General features: G+C 73.1%; 17 protein-coding genes. 3 read left to right on the forward strand and 14 right to left on the reverse strand.

Annotation, left to right across the window (positions count from 1 at the left end):
- Positions 1–3 precede the first annotated feature (3 nt).
- The 3 genes from recA to DMH12_RS13510 form a co-directional block, all read right to left on the reverse strand.
- Entirely contained in the window at positions 4–1,119 is a 1,116-nt protein-coding gene (gene recA, locus DMH12_RS13500) for a recombinase RecA (protein ID WP_125491813.1), read from the reverse strand.
- 270 nt (positions 1,120–1,389) lie between these two features.
- Entirely contained in the window at positions 1,390–2,679 is a 1,290-nt protein-coding gene (locus DMH12_RS13505) for an AI-2E family transporter (protein WP_185832300.1), read from the reverse strand.
- Positions 2,680–2,739: 60 nt separating this feature from the next.
- On the reverse strand, positions 2,740–2,934 hold the full coding sequence (locus tag DMH12_RS13510; protein WP_125491814.1) for a DUF3046 domain-containing protein: 195 nt from the start codon (positions 2,932–2,934) through the stop codon (positions 2,740–2,742).
- Positions 2,935–3,015: 81 nt separating this feature from the next.
- Here DMH12_RS13510 and DMH12_RS13515 point away from each other — a divergent pair, with 81 nt between their 5' ends.
- Positions 3,016–3,969 carry a hypothetical protein gene (locus DMH12_RS13515; RefSeq protein ID WP_185832301.1) on the forward strand — a complete coding sequence of 318 codons (954 nt, stop codon included), beginning with the start codon at positions 3,016–3,018 and terminating at the stop codon, positions 3,967–3,969.
- A 6-nt stretch (positions 3,970–3,975) separates the two neighbouring features.
- Here the strand turns inward: DMH12_RS13515 and DMH12_RS13520 are convergent, their stop codons facing one another.
- From DMH12_RS13520 to DMH12_RS13530, 3 genes are read right to left on the reverse strand one after another with little or no spacing between them, the layout of a single operon-like run.
- Positions 3,976–4,284: an AzlD domain-containing protein gene (locus DMH12_RS13520; protein ID WP_125491816.1), complete on the reverse strand. Its 309-nt coding sequence runs from the start codon at positions 4,282–4,284 to the stop codon at positions 3,976–3,978.
- Entirely contained in the window at positions 4,281–5,045 is a 765-nt protein-coding gene (locus DMH12_RS13525; RefSeq protein WP_125491817.1) for an AzlC family ABC transporter permease, read from the reverse strand. The genes DMH12_RS13520 and DMH12_RS13525 overlap by 4 nt, the downstream gene beginning before the upstream one ends.
- A complete protein-coding gene (locus DMH12_RS13530; protein ID WP_125491818.1) occupies positions 5,042–5,908 on the reverse strand; it encodes an AraC family transcriptional regulator in 867 nt (288 codons plus the stop codon). The genes DMH12_RS13525 and DMH12_RS13530 overlap by 4 nt, the downstream gene beginning before the upstream one ends.
- Before the next feature lie 116 nt (positions 5,909–6,024).
- On the opposite strand from DMH12_RS13530, the gene DMH12_RS13535 reads away from it, so the two are divergent.
- Both DMH12_RS13535 and DMH12_RS13540 read left to right on the forward strand, forming a co-directional pair.
- Complete coding sequence (locus DMH12_RS13535; RefSeq protein ID WP_125491819.1) at positions 6,025–11,037, forward strand: ATP-dependent helicase; 5,013 nt, start codon at positions 6,025–6,027, stop codon at positions 11,035–11,037.
- An 18-nt stretch (positions 11,038–11,055) separates the two neighbouring features.
- The gene (locus DMH12_RS13540) at positions 11,056–11,925 is read left to right on the forward strand and encodes an Fpg/Nei family DNA glycosylase (RefSeq protein WP_125491820.1); all 870 of its coding nucleotides are present in this window, start codon (positions 11,056–11,058) and stop codon (positions 11,923–11,925) included.
- Here DMH12_RS13540 and DMH12_RS13545 read toward each other — a convergent pair.
- The 8 genes from DMH12_RS13545 to DMH12_RS13580 form a co-directional block, all read right to left on the reverse strand.
- Positions 11,855–12,340, reverse strand: coding sequence for an SRPBCC domain-containing protein (locus DMH12_RS13545; protein ID WP_125491821.1), 486 nt, complete (start codon positions 12,338–12,340; stop codon positions 11,855–11,857). The two genes, DMH12_RS13540 and DMH12_RS13545, sit on opposite strands and share 71 nt — an antisense overlap.
- A gap of 37 nt (positions 12,341–12,377) precedes the next feature.
- Positions 12,378–12,689 (reverse strand): hypothetical protein, encoded by a 312-nt coding sequence (locus DMH12_RS13550; RefSeq protein ID WP_260474207.1) that lies wholly within the window; start codon positions 12,687–12,689, stop codon positions 12,378–12,380.
- 6 nt (positions 12,690–12,695) lie between these two features.
- Positions 12,696–13,166, reverse strand: a complete 471-nt coding sequence (locus DMH12_RS13555) for a Dps family protein (protein WP_125491822.1) — start codon at positions 13,164–13,166, stop codon at positions 12,696–12,698.
- A 172-nt stretch (positions 13,167–13,338) separates the two neighbouring features.
- Positions 13,339–13,719, reverse strand: a complete 381-nt coding sequence (locus DMH12_RS13560) for a helix-turn-helix domain-containing protein (RefSeq protein WP_007387871.1) — start codon at positions 13,717–13,719, stop codon at positions 13,339–13,341.
- A gap of 109 nt (positions 13,720–13,828) precedes the next feature.
- Entirely contained in the window at positions 13,829–14,374 is a 546-nt protein-coding gene (locus DMH12_RS13565) for a CinA family protein (RefSeq protein ID WP_125491823.1), read from the reverse strand.
- Positions 14,371–15,144 (reverse strand): CDP-diacylglycerol--glycerol-3-phosphate 3-phosphatidyltransferase, encoded by a 774-nt coding sequence (pgsA, locus tag DMH12_RS13570; protein WP_125491824.1) that lies wholly within the window; start codon positions 15,142–15,144, stop codon positions 14,371–14,373. The genes DMH12_RS13565 and pgsA overlap by 4 nt, the downstream gene beginning before the upstream one ends.
- On the reverse strand, positions 15,141–16,622 hold the full coding sequence (gene rimO / locus DMH12_RS13575) for a 30S ribosomal protein S12 methylthiotransferase RimO (RefSeq protein ID WP_125491825.1): 1,482 nt from the start codon (positions 16,620–16,622) through the stop codon (positions 15,141–15,143). Before rimO ends, pgsA begins: the two co-directional genes overlap by 4 nt.
- Before the next feature lie 91 nt (positions 16,623–16,713).
- Positions 16,714–17,577, reverse strand: a complete 864-nt coding sequence (locus tag DMH12_RS13580; protein WP_125491826.1) for a helix-turn-helix domain-containing protein — start codon at positions 17,575–17,577, stop codon at positions 16,714–16,716.
- Positions 17,578–17,703: the final 126 nt, after the last annotated feature.

A 17,703-nucleotide genomic window follows, 5' to 3' on the forward strand; every position in this document is an offset into this window, starting at 1 on the left:
GGGTCAGCTCTTGGCTGCCGCGGCCTTGGACTTGGTGGCCTTGGCGGTCGCAGGGGCGGGCACCGCCGGTGCGGCGTCGGACGGGGCGGCGTCCGTACCCGGCTCGGCGGCAGGCTCCTCGGGACGCACGCCGACGCCGAGCTTCTCCTTGATCTTTTTCTCGATCTCGTTGGCAAGGTCGGGGTTGTCCTTGAGGAAGTTGCGCGCGTTCTCCTTGCCCTGGCCGAGCTGGTCGCCCTCGTACGTGTACCAGGCGCCGGCCTTGCGGACGAAGCCGTGCTCCACACCCATGTCGATCAGGCCGCCCTCGCGGCTGATGCCCTGGCCGTAGAGGATGTCGAACTCGGCCTGCTTGAAGGGCGGCGCGACCTTGTTCTTGACGACCTTGCAGCGGGTGCGGTTGCCGACGGCGTCCGTGCCGTCCTTCAGCGTCTCGATGCGGCGGATGTCGATGCGCACGGAGGCGTAGAACTTCAGGGCCCGGCCACCGGTCGTGGTCTCCGGGGAGCCGAACATGACGCCGATCTTCTCGCGGAGCTGGTTGATGAAGATCGCGGTGGTCTTGGACTGGTTGAGCGCGCTGGTGATCTTCCGCAGGGCCTGGCTCATCAGCCGGGCCTGCAGACCGACGTGGCTGTCGCCCATCTCGCCCTCGATCTCCGCGCGCGGGACGAGCGCGGCGACGGAGTCGATGACGATGAGGTCGAGGGCGCCGGAGCGGACCAGCATGTCCACGATCTCCAGGGCCTGCTCGCCGTTGTCCGGCTGGGAGAGGATCAGGTTGTCGATGTCGACGCCGAGCTTCTTCGCGTACTCGGGGTCGAGGGCGTGCTCCGCGTCCACGAACGCGACCTGGCCGCCCGCCTTCTGCGCGTTCGCCACCGCGTGCAGGGTCAGGGTCGTCTTGCCCGAGGACTCGGGGCCGTAGACCTCCACGACCCGGCCGCGCGGGAGGCCGCCGACACCGAGGGCCACGTCGAGCGCGGTCGATCCGGTGGGGATGACCTCGATGGGCTCGTTCGGCCGCTCGCCCATGCGCATGACCGCGCCCTTGCCGAATTGCCGTTCAATCTGTGCGAGCGCGGCGTCCAGAGCCTTCTCGCGGTCGGTTCCTGCCATGGGTTCCACCCGGTTTGCTTGATTCGATCGCTTCACGTCGAAGACGCTAATGCCTGCCACTGACAATGCCCCGCGCCGCGGGTCCGGCCTGTGGATAACTCGGGCGCTTCTCCGTCCAAACCATGTCGAATCACCCGTCATGAGCCTCGCCGGAGCCTCCATGAGAATGGATGTTCGATTTTTGTGTCAAGCGCACCACGCGGCCCTTCCGAGCGTACGTCCGCCGCACCGGCGGGGGCCCGAACCGGCCGCGCACACCGAGGCGGAGGCTCAGGCGGAGGGGCCGCTCCCGGTCCCCTCCCGTCCCGGTCCCGGGCGTCCCAGTTCCCGCCGCCGGGTCCACAGCTTGCGCATGCGCGTGGTGCCGCCGGGCCCGGACGGACGGTTCCGGCGCCCGTGGACGCGGGGGTCGTCGGTGACGTCGTAGCGCTTGACGTACGCGCCGAGGAACGCCTGGAGCGTGGCGATCGCCGGGATGGCGATCAGCGCGCCGACGGCGCCGAGCAGCGCGGTGCCCGCGACGACCGAGCCGAACGCGACCGCCGGGTGGATGTCCACGGTCTTGGAGGTCAGCTTCGGCTGCAGCACGTAGTTCTCGAACTGCTGGTAGATCACCACGAAGATCAGGACCCACAGCGCGTACCAGGGGTTGACCGTGAAGGCGATCAGCATGGGCAGCGCACCCGCGAGGTACGTGCCGATGGTGGGGATGAACTGCGACACCAGGCCCACCCAGACGGCGAGCGCGGGGGCGTAGGGCACCTCCAGGATTTCCAGCAGGACGTAGTGCGCCACACCGGAGATCAGCGCCATCAGGCCGCGTGAGTACAGGTACCCGCCGGTCTTGTCCACGGCGATCTCCCACGCGCGCAGGACCTCGGCCTGGCGGGCGGGCGGCAGGACGGAACAGAGGCCGCGGCGCAGCCGGGGGCCGTCGGCGGCGAAGTAGAACGAGAAGAGCAGGACCGTCAGCAACTGGAAGAGACCGCCCAGGACCTGGGTCGACACGTCCAGGACACCCGTGGCGCTGTTCTGCACGTAGTTGCGCAGCCAGTCGGAGCGCAGCAGGCCCTCCTGGATGTCGACCCGCCGCAGGTCGGTGTGGAAGTGGCCGTTGACCCAGCTGATCACGGAGTCGAGGTAGTCCGGGAAGTCCTCGACCATCTTGACGATCTGGCCCGCGAGCATGGACCCGAGCAGTGTGACGAACCCGGCGGCGGCGACCAGCACGGCGAGGAAGACGAGGAAGGTGGCGAACCCCCGGCGCAAGCCGCGTCCGGCCATCCAGCTCACCGCGGGTTCGATGGCGAGCGCCAGGAAGAACGCGATGAGGATGTTGATCAGCAGGCCGGTGAGCTGGTGGAAGGCCCAGCTGCCGAGCTGGAAGGCGGCGATGAGCGCGAGGGCCAGCACCATGGCGCGCGGCAGCCAGCGCGGCATGCGGGCGCCCGGCGCCGCGGGCCCCGCGGCGCCGTCGGCCGGAGGGCCGGAGGGCGGCGTCGGGCCGGGCGGGGGAGCGTGCTGCCGGGGCGTCTGCCCGGTCTCGTCAGTGGATGCCACGGAGCAAGTCTCGCCCACGCGAGGCACCCCGGACGACCGTCCGATGGTCTTCGCGCACCGTCAGCGCTGCTCCCGCGGCACGTCCATGACGGTGCAGACCACCCGCCACACCTCCTTGGCGTCCCAGCCCGCGTCCAGCGCCCCGTTCACCGTGCGCCCGCCCAGCTCCGCCATCACGTGATCGCGCGCGAAGGTGTCGGCGTACCCCGCACCGAAGTGATCCGCCATTCGCTCCCAGAAGACCGTCAACCGCATGACACCAGTATCCCGCCCCTGAGAGTGGGCCCCGAGCCGGGACGGGGTACGGGGACCGCTTTCCGGCCTACGGTCTGTGCCATGGCCGACTCCGGAGCTTCCGCACTCACCCCGACCCCGCGCGCGCCCGCGTCGCGCTCATCGCTCGCCCGCGCGGAGCAGTTCGTCTGGCTCACGGCGCGCGTACTGGAGCAGCGCCTCTTCGCGTACCACTTCCGGGGTGGCGACGCCGGTCCGGTGGAGACCGCACTGGACGCCTACCGCAACGCGGACGGCGGGTACGGCCACGGGCTGGAGCCCGACCTGCGCGGCCCGGCCAGCTCCCCGCCGCACACCGCGCGTGCGCTGCGTGTCCTGGACGCGCTCGGACGCTGTGGCGGACAGCGCGTGGAGCGGATGTGCCGCTATCTGACCACCGTGTCCACGCCGGACGGCGCCCTGCCCGCGGCCCCGCCCGGAGGGGACGGGTTTCCGGCCGCGCCGTCCAAGCCGGTCGTGGACCGCCCTCCGGGCGAGCTGCTCGCCACCGGTCCGGTGGTCGGCCTGCTGCACCGCAACGAGGTCTGGCACGCCTGGCTGTTCCGCGCCACGGACTTCTGCTGGCGGGCGGCCGAGTCGCTGCAGACTCCTCACCCGTACGAGGTCGAGGCCGCCGTGGCCTTCCTGGACACCGTCCCCGACCGCCCGCGCGCGGAGGCGGCGGCCGGCCGGCTGGGCCGCCTGGTGCGCGATCAGCGGCTCGCCGTGCTGGACCCGGACGATCTCGGCGCGCACCCGGTCTCCCCCGGCCGCGCTCCGCGCGAGCACCACTTCCCGCACGACTACGCGAGGCACCCGTACTCCCTCGCGCGCGCGTGGTTCACGGACGCCGAGATGACCCGCTCCCTCGACTTCCTCGCGGCGGAGCAGGAGGACGACGGCGGCTGGCCCCTCCGCCGGCCCCGCCGGGCGCCCGCCCCGGCGCTCGAGGCGCGCCCCGCGGTGACTCTGGATGCCTTGCGCACGCTCCGCGCGTACGGCCGTGCCCTCGGCTGACCCCGGTCAGCCGCCCAGGGCCCGTACGCCCGCGGTGACCACCACGGCGGCCGCGACCACGAGGAGGAACGGCGCACGCAGCACCAGTGCCACGGCGGCCGCGGCGACTCCCGCGGCCCGTGCGTCCAGGACGAGCGTCTGGCCGTCGGCGAAGGTCTGCTGGGCGGTGAGCGCCGCGAGGAGGGCGACGGGCAGCAGGGCGGCGAGTCTGCGGACCAGCGGCCGCTCCAGGGCTCCGGCGGGCACGAGCAGTCCGGCGAGCTTGACGACGTAGCAGCCCACCGCGGTCCCGATGATCGCGATCCAGACGCTCACCGCTCTCCCTCCCCCGCGGACGCCTCGCGGTCGTCACGGTTCTCGACGGCTTCTCCCGCGCGGCGTCCGCGCGCCCACAGGACGAGCGGCGCCGCCAGCGCGGCCACCAGGACGGGCACACCGGCCGGCAGCACCGGCAGCAGGCCGAGGCCCAGGAGTACGGCCAGGCCCGCGACGGTTCGCTCGGTGGTGCTCTTCAGCATCGGCGCGAGCAACGCCAGGAAGACCGCGGGTCCGGCCGCGTCGAGCCCCCAGGCGGCGGTGTCCCCGATGGCCTCCGCGCCCAGCGCGCCGAGCAGTGTGGTGACGTTCCACAGCAGGTAGAGGGTGAGTCCGGTGACGGTGAACCCGATCCGTACGCCGCGCCGCGTGGGCTGGGCCAGGGCCACGGCGGTCGTCTCGTCGATGACCCATTGCGCCGCGAACGGCCGCACCGCGCGCGGGAGGGCCAGCAACTGGGAGAGGCGCAGCCCGTAGAAGGCGTTGCGCACGCCCAGGAAGAAGGCACCCGCCGCCGCGGTGAGCGGGTTGCCGCCGGCCGCGAGCGCCCCGACGAGCGCGAACTGGGACGCTCCGGTGAACACGAGAAGGCTGAGCGCGCAGGTCTGGGCGAGGGTCAGTCCGCTGCCGGCCGAGGTCACCCCGAAGGCGAACCCGGACAGTCCGACGGCGACGCCGACTCCGAGGGCGTCCCGTACGACGGCGGCGTCGGGCTTGCCCTCGACGGCTCCGGTCTCGGGAAGGGCTGTCTGTTCTGTCACGCCTCGGACGGTAGGAGCAGGCGGCGCCGCGCGTCTTGTACGTTCTTGCGCTCCCGCTGGTAGGCGCCGGGCGGCACGCCCACGATCCGCGCGAAGTGCCGGTTCAGGTGCGGCTGGTCGGTGAACCCCACGGCGACGGCTGCCTCGGCCGGTGACGTCCCGGTGTCGAGCAGCCGCCGCGCGCGGCGCACCCGGGCGTCCGTCAGCCAGGTGTGGGGCGGCATGCCATAGGCGTCCCGGAAGGCCCGCAGCAGTGCGAACGGGCTGGTGCCGAGCTCCCCGGCCAGCCGCTCCAGGCTCGGCGGTTCGGCCATCCGCTCCTCCAGCACGGCACGCGCGCGTGCCGCGACCCCGCCCCCGGCCGTCGGCACCTCCCGGCGGGGCAGCGGCCCGCCGTTCAGCCGCAGCAATCGCGTCACGGCCACCCTGAGCAGGGTGTCGGCGGCGAGCGCGTTCCCCTCGTCGGCGGCCCGCAGCACGCGGTGCACCAGCTCGACGGCGTACGGGTCGTCGAGGACCGGCCGGACGAAACCGGGCGTCCCGCGCAGCGTCGTCGTCTCCGCCGCGATCCCGGCCACCAGCTCCGGCGCCGGGTAGACCGCGCCGTAGCGCCACCCCTCCGGCACCCCGGCCCGTCCCGTGTGCGGGGTGTCCGGGTTGACCAGGGCCAGAGAGCCCGCCCCGGCGTACTGGTCGCCTCCGCCGTGGTGGAAGACCTCCACACCGTCGGCTATGGCCGCGATGACGAAGTGCTCGTGCGTGTGGCGTACGAAGGTCTTCCGTATGTACTGGGCCCGCAGCAGGTCGACGTCGGGGAGCTCCGCGTACTGCCAGTGCCGTGCCCGCTCGCCCTTTCCCGCCATGCCCCCATTCTCCGTCACCGGGCCGCGGCCTCCGCCGGCGGCCCCGCGCCTGCCCCGCCACCCGGCCGTCCGCCCGGCTCGGGCCGATTGTCAGTGGCGGGGTGCACGATGGATCCATGGTCAGCTCCGCGCACCGAGCCCTGGACGGCTTCTCCCCCGCGACCCGCGGTTGGTTCACGGGTGCCTTCTCCGCGCCCACCGCCGCACAGGCGGGAGCGTGGCAGGCGATCTCCGCGGGCTCGGACGTCCTGGTGGTCGCCCCCACCGGCTCCGGCAAGACGCTGGCCGCGTTCCTCGCCGCCCTGGACCAGCTCGCCTCGACGCCCCCGCCCGCCGACCCCAGGAAACGCTGCCGCGTCCTGTACGTCTCCCCGCTCAAGGCGCTGGCCGTCGACGTCGAGCGCAATCTCCGCAGTCCGCTGACCGGCATCCGCCAGGAGTCCGTCCGCCTCGGCCTGCCCGAGCCCGAGATCAGGGTCGGCATCCGCTCGGGCGACACCCCGGCCGCAGAGCGCCGCGCCCTGTCCACCCGGCCGCCGGACATCCTGATCACCACCCCGGAGTCCCTGTTCCTGATGCTGACGTCGGCCACGCGCGAGGCGCTGACCGGCATCGAGACGGTGATCCTGGACGAGGTGCACGCGGTCGCGGGGACCAAGCGCGGCGCGCATCTGGCGCTCACCCTGGAGCGGCTGGACGAGCTGCTCCCGAAACCGGCCCGCCGCATCGGTCTGTCGGCGACGGTCCGCCCCGTGGACGAGGTCGCCCGGTTCCTCGCCCCGCGCGGCCGGGTGGAGATCGTCCAGCCGGACTCGGGCAAGGAGTTCGACCTCTCCGTCGTCGTCCCGGTCGAGGACCTGGGCGAGCTGGGCGGCTCCCCGGCCGCCGACAAGGACGAGGGCGCCGAGCGGCCGTCGATCTGGCCGCACGTGGAGGAGCGGATCACCGACCTGGTCCAGTCGCACCGCTCCACGATCGTCTTCGCGAACTCCCGGCGCCTCGCCGAGCGCCTGTGCAACAGGCTCAACGAGATCGCGTACGAGCGCGCGACCGGCGAGCCCCTTGACGAGCACCACTCCCCCGCCGACCTGATGGGCGGCTCGGGAGCCGCCCAGGGCGCCCCGGCCGTCATCGCCCGCGCGCACCACGGCTCGGTCTCCAAGGAGCAGCGCGCACTCGTCGAGGAGGACCTCAAAGCCGGCCGGCTGCCCGCCGTGGTGGCCACCTCCAGTCTGGAGCTGGGCATCGACATGGGCGCGGTCGACCTCGTCGTCCAGGTCGAGTCGCCGCCCTCCGTCGCCTCCGGACTCCAGCGCGTCGGCCGCGCGGGACACCAGGTCGGCGCGGTCTCCACCGGCGTGGTCTTCCCCAAGTACCGCGGCGACCTCGTGCAGTCGGCCGTGGTGACCGAGCGGATGCGCAGCGGCGAGATCGAGGCCCTCAGGATTCCGGCCAACCCGCTGGACGTCCTCGCCCAGCAGCTCGTGGCGATGACCGCGCTCGACACCTGGCAGGTCGACGACCTCCTCACCACCGTCCGCCGCGCCGCCCCGTTCGCCTCGCTCCCGGAGTCGGCCTTCACCGCCGTCCTGGACATGCTCGCGGGCCGCTATCCCTCCGACGCCTTCGCCGAGCTGCGCCCGCGCGTGGTGTGGGACCGGGTCGCCGGCACGGTCACCGGCCGCCCGGGCGCGCAGCGCCTCGCCGTCACGTCCGGGGGCACGATCCCCGACCGGGGGCTCTTCGGGGTCTTCCTGGCGGGCGCCGACCCCAAGAAGGGCGGCGGCCGGGTCGGCGAGCTGGACGAGGAGATGGTCTACGAGTCCCGCGTGGGCGACGTCTTCACGCTCGGCACCAGTTCCTGGCGGATCGAGGACATCACACGCGACCGGGTCCTGGTCTCGCCCGCCCCGGGCGTCCCGGGCCGGCTGCCGTTCTGGAAGGGCGACCAGCTGGGACGCCCGCTGGAGCTGGGACGCGCGCTGGGCGCCTTCCTGCGCGAGGTCGGCTCCCTCTCCAAGGAGGACGCGCGGCTGCGCCTGGTCACCGCCGGCCTGGACGCCTGGGCCGCGGACAACGTCCTCGCCTACCTCGACGAACAGCGCGAGGCCTGCGGTCACGTCCCGGACGACCGCACCATCGTCGTGGAGCGTTTCCGCGACGAGCTGGGCGACTGGCGCGTCGTGGTGCACTCCCCCTTCGGCGCCCAGGTGCACGCCCCCTGGGCCCTCGCCCTCGGTGCCCGCCTGACCGAGCGGTACGGCATGGACGCCCAGGTGATGCACGCCGACGACGGCATCGTCCTGCGCCTGCCGGACGCCGACCTGATGAGCCTGGACCTCCTCGACCAGGAGCCTTCGAAGCCGGGCCTGGAGTACGACGCGGAGCAGGCGCCCGTGGGCGCGGCCGACGTCGTCTTCGACAGGGGCGAGGTGGACCGGGTCGTCACGGACCAGGTGGGCGGCTCGGCGCTGTTCGCCTCCCGCTTCCGCGAGTGCGCCGCCCGCGCGCTGCTGCTGCCGCGCCGCAGCCCCGGCAGGCGGACCCCGCTGTGGCAGCAGCGCCAGCGCGCCGCCCAATTGCTGGAGGTGGCGAGCGAGTACGGCTCGTTCCCGATCGTCCTGGAAGCGGTCCGCGAGTGCCTCCAGGACGTCTTCGACGTACCCGGACTGGTCGAGCTGATGGGCGACCTGGAGGCCCGCAAGGTGCGCCTGGTCGAGGTCACCACCCCGGAGGCGTCCCCCTTCGCCCGGTCCCTGCTCTTCGGCTACGTCGCCCAGTTCCTGTACGAGGGCGACTCACCGCTCGCCGAGCGCCGGGCCGCGGCGCTCTCGCTGGACTCGCGGCTGCTGGCGGAGCTGCTCGGCCAGGCGGAGCTGCGGGAGCTGCTCGACGCGGAGGTGCTCACCGAGCTGGAGCGGGAGCTGCAGTGGCTCACCGAGGACCGGCGCGTCAAGGACGCGGAGGGCGTCGCGGACCTGCTACGGCTGCTGGGGCCGCTCACCGACGCCGAGCTGGCCGAGCGGGGCGCCGAGCCGCACTGGGCGCCGGAGCTGGCCGGGGCCCGTCGCGCGATCAGCGTGCGGATCGCGGGCGCAGACCACTGGGCGGCGATCGAGGACGCGGGCCGGCTGCGCGACGCGCTGGGCACGGCGCTGCCCGTCGGGGTGCCCGAGGCCTTCACCGAGCCGGTCAAGGACCCCCTGGGCGACCTCCTCGCGCGGCACGCGCGTACCCACGGCCCCTTCACGTCGGTCACCGCGGCGGCCCGCTTCGGACTGGGCGTGGCGGTCACCGAGGGCGCGCTGCAGCGGCTCGCCGGGGCGGGCCGGGTCGTGCAGGGCGAGTTCCATCCGGCCGGCATCGGCCAGGAGTGGTGCGACGCGACCGTGCTGCGCAGGCTGCGCCGCCGTTCCCTGGCCGCGCTCCGGCACGAGCTGGAGCCGGTGCCGCCGGCCGCGCTCGGACAGTTCCTCCCCCAGTGGCAGCACATCGGCAAGGGGCACGCGCTGCGCGGCATCGACGGCCTGGTGCGCGCGGTCGAGCAGCTGCAGGGCGCCTCCGTGCCCGCGTCCGCCCTGGAGAAGCTGGTCCTGCCCTCCCGCGTGGCGAACTACACCCCCGCGATGCTGGACGAGCTGACGGCCGCCGGTGAGGTGGTGTGGGCCGGCGCCGGTTCGCTCCCCGGCAAGGACGGCTGGGTCTCGCTGTACCTCGCGGACGCCGCGCCACTGCTGCTGCCGCCTGCGCATCCGCTGGAGACGACAGCCCTGCACGAGTCCGTGCTGACCGCCCTGTCGGGCGGGTACGGCCTGTTCTTCCGCCAGATCGGCGACCAGGTCCGCGCGACCACCCATCCGGACGTCACCGATCCGCAGCTCGCCGACGCCCTGTGGGACCTGGCGTGGTCCGGACGGCTGACGAACGACACCCTCGCACCCCTGCGCTCGCTGCTCGGCTCCGGTCGCACCGCGGGCTCCACCGCCCACCGCGCCAAGCGAGCGGTGCTCCGGGGCCGGTACGGCTCGCTGACCGCCACCGCCCGCCCGGCCTCCCGCACCGGTCCGCCGACCGTCGCGGGCCGCTGGTCCCTGCTGCCGGCCCGCGAGGCGGACGGCACCGTGCGTGCCCACTCCCTGGCCCGCACGCTCCTGGACCGGCACGGCGTGGTGACCCGCGGCGCCGTCGCGGCGGAGGGCGTCGAAGGCGGCTTCTCGGCGGTGTACCGGATTCTGGCCGCCTTCGAGGAGAGCGGCCAGGCCCGGCGCGGCTACGTCGTGGAGGGCCTCGGCGCGGCGCAGTTCGCCATGGAGGGCGCCGTGGACCGGCTGCGCGCGGTGGCGAACGCCCGCGAGCGCGGCGACGGCTCACCCGGGCCGACGGCGCCCGCTCCGGCCGACGTCCCGCCCTTCGCCGACTTCCCCGACTTCGCCCCCTCCGGCGACCGCGCCTCCGACGGTCGGGGCGAGCCCGGCGCCCTCAGCCCCGACGACGACGTCTTCGCGGACCCCGACCGGCTGGGCCGCTCACCCTCCCGGGGCGACTACATCTCGCCCCGCGACTACGCCGAGCCGGGCGCCGGCGGCCCGCGCGGGGGCGGCGCACAGGGCGGCTCCGGCGGCCCGCGCGGCCCGTACGGCGCCGGCCCGAGCGGCACCGTCCCGTACGGAACAGGCCCGTACGACAACGCCTCGTACGACACCGCCTTCCCCGGCCGTCGCGACCGCCCCGCCCCCGGACCGCGGGCCGTCGTCCTGGCAGCCGCCGATCCGGCGAACGCGTACGGCGCCGCCCTCACCTGGCCCGAGCCACCGGTCGGCGCCACGCACAAGCCCGGCCGCAAGGCGGGCTCCCTGGTGGTGCTCGTCGAGGGCGAACCGGCGCTGTACATGGAGCGCGGCGGCAAGACGCTCCTGCTCTGGCCCTCCGAGCCGGACGCCCCGCCCGCCGACGACGCGCGTCTGCACGCGGCCGCGGCGGCGCTGGCCGGCGCCGCCCGTGCCGGTTCCCTGGGCACGGTCACGGTGGAGCGGGTCAACGGGGAGGCTGCCCTGACATCGCCCTTCGGCCCGCTCCTGGAGGAGGCGGGGTTCATCGCCACCCCGCGCGGTCTGCGGATCAGAGCGTGAGCCTGCCACCCTTGTCCCATGCCCGAAGGTGACACGGTCTGGCAGGCGGCGCGACGGCTGCACGACGCCCTCGCGGGCAAGGTGCTGACCCGCAGCGACTTCCGCGTGCCCCGGTACGCGCTGGTCGACCTCACCGGCCGTGCGGTCCTCGACGTCACCCCGCGCGGCAAGCACCTGCTCACTCACGTAGAGGGCGGCCTGACGATCCATTCGCACCTGCGGATGGACGGTGCCTGGAAGATCTTCGCGCCCGGTCAGCGCTGGAGCGGCGGCCCGGCGCACCAGATCCGCGTCATCCTCGGCACCAGCGACCGCACGGCCGTCGGCTACCGCCTGCCGGTGCTGGACATCCTGCGCACCGCCGACGACCAGCGCGCGGTCGGCCATCTCGGCCCGGACCTGCTGGGCCCCGACTGGGACCCCGATCAGGCGATGGCCAACCTGAGCGCGGACCGTGGCCGCCCCCTCGGCGAGGCCCTCCTCGACCAGCGCAATCTCGCGGGCGTGGGCAATGTCTTCAAGAGCGAGATCTGCTTCCTGCTGGGCGTCACGCCCTGGCTCCCGGTCGGCGATCTGCCCCCCGACCGCGCCGGGTACCTGCCCGCGCTGGCGCAGAAGCTCCTGGAGGCCAATCGCGACCGCCCGGTCCGCCGCACGACGGGTCTGCGCGGCCACGACCTCTTCGTGTACGGCCGCGCGTCACGCCCCTGCCTGCGCTGCGGCACGCCGGTCCGGGTGGCCGACCAGGGCGACGGCTCGAGCGAACGCCCCACGTACTGGTGTCCGGCCTGCCAGAGCGGGCCCGCGCCCCGGCCGCTCAGCCGGCGAGGAGGCCGTCCATCTGGCCGACCGCCTCCCGCAGCCCCTCCTCCATCCCCATGGTCATGAGCTGGTCCATCTGCTCCCGGGTGTCGAAGACCGCACGCATCTCCATGCGGGTGCCGCCGTCGCGCTCGGTGAGCGTGACCCGGTTCGTGGTCGTCGGCATCGCGGCGTTCGGAACCCCGTCCGCGTCGGCGAACCCGTCGGTGAACTCCAGCGAGGCCGGCGCGTCGACCGTGGCCACCCGCCACCAGCCGCGGTACTTGTCGCCCTCCGGGCCGGTCATGAAGTACGTGACGTCCCCGCCCGGGGTCAGGTCGTGCTCCTCGACCGTCGCCGGGTACGTCGGCGGGCCCCACCAGCGCTCCAGTAGCCGGGGGTCGGCCCACAGCTCCCACACCCGCGCCGCGGGGGCGGCGAAGTCGGCGATCAGGGTGAGGGTCAGGTTGTCGAGATCCTTGTCCAGGCTGGTGACACTCATCGGCTCTGTGTCCTTCCGTCGGTTCGGGGTGACCCGCTCATGGCCCGCGCACGCCCTCGTCCGGCCCGAACGCCCCGCCCGACCCGGACCCCTCGCCCGGCCCGGACGCCCCGGGACCACGCACCGTGGCACGCAGCGCCCGCCGCCACCGCCCCGCCTCCAGCGCACCCGCGGCCCGGCGTCGCGGCGCGCAGTGCACCGGCAGAACGCTCAGCCCCCAGCCGCCGACCGCGACCGCCCCCTCGAGCACTCCCGCACCCGGCTCCAGCGCCAGCCGCAGCACGGCCCACCACCACAGCCCGCCGAGGCCCAGCGCGGCCGCCCGACGAGCAGCACGCGCCGGCGCCATCGCGCGTCAGCCGTTTTCGGCCTGGAACATCCAGTGCTGTTTCTCGAGATCGGCCGTGATCTGGATGAAGATGTCCTGGCTCACGGGATCCGGGTCGCCGGTCGCCGTGATCCGCTCGCGCATCCGCCCGATCACCGCGCCGAGGGCGTCCACCATGGTCTGCACGGCGGTGGTGTCGTCGACCCAGCCCTCAGGGGTCACGTCGATGCCGCTGCCGACGGCCACCGTCGCGGCCCGCCCGTCCGGGGACACACCCAGCGCGGAGGCGCGCTCGGCCACGGTGTCCGAATGGGTGCGGGCGGTGCCGACGAGCTCGTCGAGCTGGAGATGTACGGAGCGGAACCGGGGGCCGACCACGTTCCAGTGGATCTGCTTCGCCACCAGGCCCAGGTCCACGAGATCGACGAGGGCGCCCTGCAGCGCCTCGGAGACGGTCTTCAGGTCCGCGTCGGACAACGGACTCTTCACGACGTACATCCACACCTCCGGCGGTTCGCCCCCCGGCCATCTCCCTCCACGATGACCGCACCGCCACGGACCGGCAACCGGCGGCCACCTGCCCCGGCAACGCGAAAAACCCCGGCCGCACCCCTCCGGTCTCCCGGAGAGGCCCCGGCCGGGGTCTCACACGCACATGTTCCGCGGGTGCTCAGGCGGCGACGACGTCCACTGCCTCGGCGGGTGCCTTGATGGTCACCCGTTCCGGTGGCACGCCGGTCACCGAGACGGAACCCAGCATCGGGCGCACCGGTGCCGGCACGGTCTCGCTGGGCGTCGCCGCAGCGGACTGGGCCAGCTCGGCGAGGGCGAGTTCGTCACTCACTTCCCGCATGAGCTCGGACATCCGTACGTCCAGCGCGTCGCAGATGGCGGAGAGCAGCTCGGAAGAAGCCTCCTTCTGCCCCCGCTCCACCTCGGAGAGATAGCCGAGTGAGACTCGGGCGGACGAGGAGACTTCGCGCAGAGTACGGCCCTGGCGTTGGCGCTGCCGACGCAGCACGTCACCCAGCAGGCGACGGAGCAGAATCATCGGTGGCTCCCTCCTCGGACCGTGTAACCGCATCCTTCACGCCCCACCGTACCGCCTCGCGCCGCGGCCGTGCGGGGAGCGATGTCGTGTTCACTCAGGGCTGCAAACATCAAAACCCCCCGTTCCGTTCCGTATCCTGTGCCCGCTCATTCCCAGTCTGTTCGCCCGCAAGCTCCCTCAGAAGGAGTGCGAGTACGCTCCGTACACTCTCCATACGAATTTCCGCACGGCCGCCGTTCAACCGCAGCGCCTCCACTTTTCCGCCACTGGCGGAACCGTCAGCGGCTCCCGAAGGCCCGTCGACGGCCACGAAGACCGTCCCCACGGGCTGCCCGTCCTGCGCGTCCGGGCCGGCTACGCCGGTCGTGGCGATGCCCCAGTCGGCGCCGAGAACTTTCCGGGCTCCCGCCGCCATCTGGGCCGCGACCTGCGCGTCCACTGCCCCGCGGGACGCGAGCAGTGAGGCGTCGACGCGGAGGATCTCCCGCTTCAGCTCCGTCGCGTAGGCGGTGACGGATCCCCGGAAGGCCTTGGACGCCCCGGGCACCGACGTAAGCTCGGACGCCACCATTCCGCCGGTCAGGGACTCGGCGACCGCGAGGGTCTCTCCCCTCACGGTGAGTAGTCGCACCACGTCGGCGGCAGTGGAACTCAAGCTTCCGTCCCCTTCAACGCCGCCCGGCGCTCGGCGATTCCCCGGCGGCGCAGCACAATGGCCTGCTTCACATAGTCCAACCCGGTCACGACGGTCAGAACGACCGCCGCGGCCATCACCCAGAACCTCAGGGTGGCCAAGGGCCCCGTCAGTGCCAGGACGTACATCCCCACGGCGATGCCCTGGGTGAGCGTCTTGAGCTTGCCGCCGCGGCTGGCCGGGATGACGCCGTACCGGATGACCACGAAACGCAGCACGGTGATCCCGAGTTCCCGGCCGAGGATCACGGCCGTGACCCACCACGGCAGATCGCCGAGCGCGGACAGGCAGATGAGCGCCGCTCCCATGATCGCCTTGTCGGCGATGGGGTCGGCGATCTTCCCGAAGTCGGTGACGAGGTTGTAGGCCCGTGCCAGATGGCCGTCGAAGAGGTCGGTGATCATGGCGACGGCGAAGGCGGCCCAGGCGAAGGAGCGCCAGGCCGGGTCGTACCCGCCGTTGCCGAGCATCAGGGCGACGAAGGCCGGGACCAGCAGCAGCCGGAGCATCGTCAGGAGGTTGGCGACGTTCCAGACGCTCGCCTGGTTGACGGCCGCCGCCACGACCTTGCCGCCCCGCAGCGCGGCACTCCCGTCGGTCGCTCCCCGCTCCGGGGTGGCTCCCGGGGTCGTCCGCCCGGCCGGCTCCTGCGTGGCTCCGGAAGGGGCGCGCGGGCCGGTCCTGCGCGCGCCGGAGGGGCCACCCGCCGCGGACGCCGGGACTCCGGTCATCTGCCGGCCTCCTCGCTACATTCGGACGAGCCCGGCAGCGGTTCGGCCACCAGGTCGACACCCTCCGTACCGACCACCTTCGCGTCGACCATACGACCGACACTCAGGCCTTCGCCGCTCGTGAGGAGCACCTGGCCGTCCGTCTCGGGCGCCTGGTGCTCCGCGCGGCCACGGACGCCGTCTCCGTCGTCGGCGGACTCCACGGACTCGACGAGTACCCGCACCGTCGCACCGACGCGCTCCTCGGCCCGCTGCGAGACGAGTTCCTCGGCCAGGCGGGATACACGCGCCAGCCGCTCCGCGACGACGTCCTCGTCCAGCTTGTGCTCGTAGGTGGCCGCCTCGGTGCCCTCCTCGTCGGAGTAGCCGAAGACGCCGATGGCGTCGAGCCGCGCGTGGTTCAGGAAGCGCTCCAGCTCGGCGAGGTCGGAGGCGGACTCGCCGGGGAAGCCCACGATGAAGTTGGAGCGCACGCCCGCCTCGGGGGCCTTGCTCCGGATGGTGTCCAGCAGTTCCAGGAAGCGGTCGGTGTCGCCGAAGCGGCGCATCGCGCGCAGCACGTTCGGCGCGGAGTGCTGGAAGGAGAGGTCGAAGTAGGGCACGACCTTCGGGGTGGAGGTCAGTACGTCGATGAGGCCGGGGCGCATCTCGGCCGGCTGGAGGTAGCTGACGCGCACGCGCTCGATGCCGTCGACGTCGGCGAGGTTGGGCAGCAGGGACTCCAGCAGGCGGATGTCGCCGAGGTCCTTGCCGTAGGAGGTGTTGTTCTCGGAGACCAGCATGATCTCCTTGACGCCCTGCTCGGCCAGCCACCGCGTCTCGTTCAGCACGTCGCTCGGGCGGCGGGAGATGAAGGAGCCGCGGAAGGACGGGATGGCGCAGAAGGAGCAGCGCCGGTCGCAGCCGGAGGCGAGCTTCACCGAGGCGACCGGGGAGCCGTCCAGACGCCGGCGCAGGGGTGCGCGCGGTCCGGAGGCGGGGGCGACGCCCTCGGGGAGATCGGTCGGACCGTGCCCCGGCAGGGCGACGGCGGCACCGGCCTCCTGGCGCTCGGCGGGGCTGATCGGGAGCAGCTTGCGCCGGTCGCGGGGGGTGTGCGCGGCGTGGATGCCGCCGCCCAGGATGGTCTGGAGCCGGTCGGAGATGTCGGCGTAGTCGTCGAAGCCGAGCACGCCGTCGGCCTCGGGGAGGGCTTCGGCGAGGTCCTTGCCGTACCGCTCGGCCATGCAGCCCACCGCCACGACGGCCTGCGTTCTTCCGTGCCCCTTGAGGTCGTTGGCCTCCAGGAGGGCGTCCACGGAGTCCTTCTTGGCGGCCTCGACGAAGCCGCAGGTGTTCACGACGGCGACGTCCGCTTCCCCGGCGTCCTCGACGAGCTTCCAGCCGTCCGCCTCCAGACGGCCTGCGAGCTCCTCCGAGTCCACCTCGTTACGGGCGCAGCCAAGGGTGACGAGTGCGACGGTACGGCTTTCAGGCATGGGCTCAAGACTACTTCGTCCCGCAGACAGCCCATGTCGACGGGGTTGGCCGATCCCGGCCAACCCCGTACCGACTCGTTCTCCGGGGCCCCTATCCGACCTGCGGGTCGCCCTTCGTGTAGGTCAGGCGCTCCACGGAGCCCGGCCGGAAGTCGTCCTCGATCTTCTTGCCGTTGACGAACAGCTCGATGACGCCGGCGTCGCCGAGGACGAGGTTGACCTTCTCGTTGTCCTGGAAGGTCTTGGAGTCGCCCTCTTCGAGGAGTCCGTCGAAGAGGAGCCGGCCGTTGTGGTCCTTCGCGGAGATCCAGCTGCGTCCCCCGGGGGCGCTGACCTTGACGGTCACCTTGTCGCGGGGCGCGGCGGCGATGGCGCTGTCGGAGGGGTCCGGCTCGGGTTCGGCCGGCTTCTTCGGTTTGGCGCTGGCCGAGGCGGAGCCGCCGGTCGAGGGCTGGGCACCCTCGGCGACGCTCGCCTCGTTGCCACCGTCGTCGCCGCCCTTGACGAACGTGAACCCGACGAAGCCGATCACCGCGACGATCGCGGCGACCATGGCGGCGGTCCAGTTGGGTCCGCGGCGCTCCGGACGGATACGTTCCGCCTCGAAGAGGGGGGCGGCGGGGGTCGGCGCCGGGCGGCCGCCGTGCGCGTCGTCGAACTGCGCGAGCAGTTCGGCCGGGTCGAGCCCGACGGCCTTGGCCAGGGTGCGGATGTGCCCGCGCGCGTAGACGTCGCCGCCGCAGGGCGCGAAGTCGTCCGCCTCGATGGCGTGCACGATGGCGATCCGGACGCGGGTGGCGGTGGTGATGTCGTCGACGGTCAACCCGGCGGCGATCCGCGCCTGCTGGAGGGCACGGCCGACGGAGGGGCGGGTTTCCTCGGAGACGTGTTCAGTAACGTCTGGGGAAACGTCTTCGATCGGACGCTCGTCTTCAGGGGAGTTGCCGTTGGACACGGGGGCGCCTTTCGAGCGTTTAGCCGCCTGTGCTGGACTTCAGTCTAGGGGGGTGGCGAACGGGTCGGGCAACCGGGCGGTACGACCTTTTACGCCATCCGAATGGCCCGGCATCCCGATGGTGGA

The sequence above is a fragment of the Streptomyces sp. WAC 04229 genome (assembly GCF_003947455.1).
GTDB lineage: Bacteria > Actinomycetota > Actinomycetes > Streptomycetales > Streptomycetaceae > Streptomyces.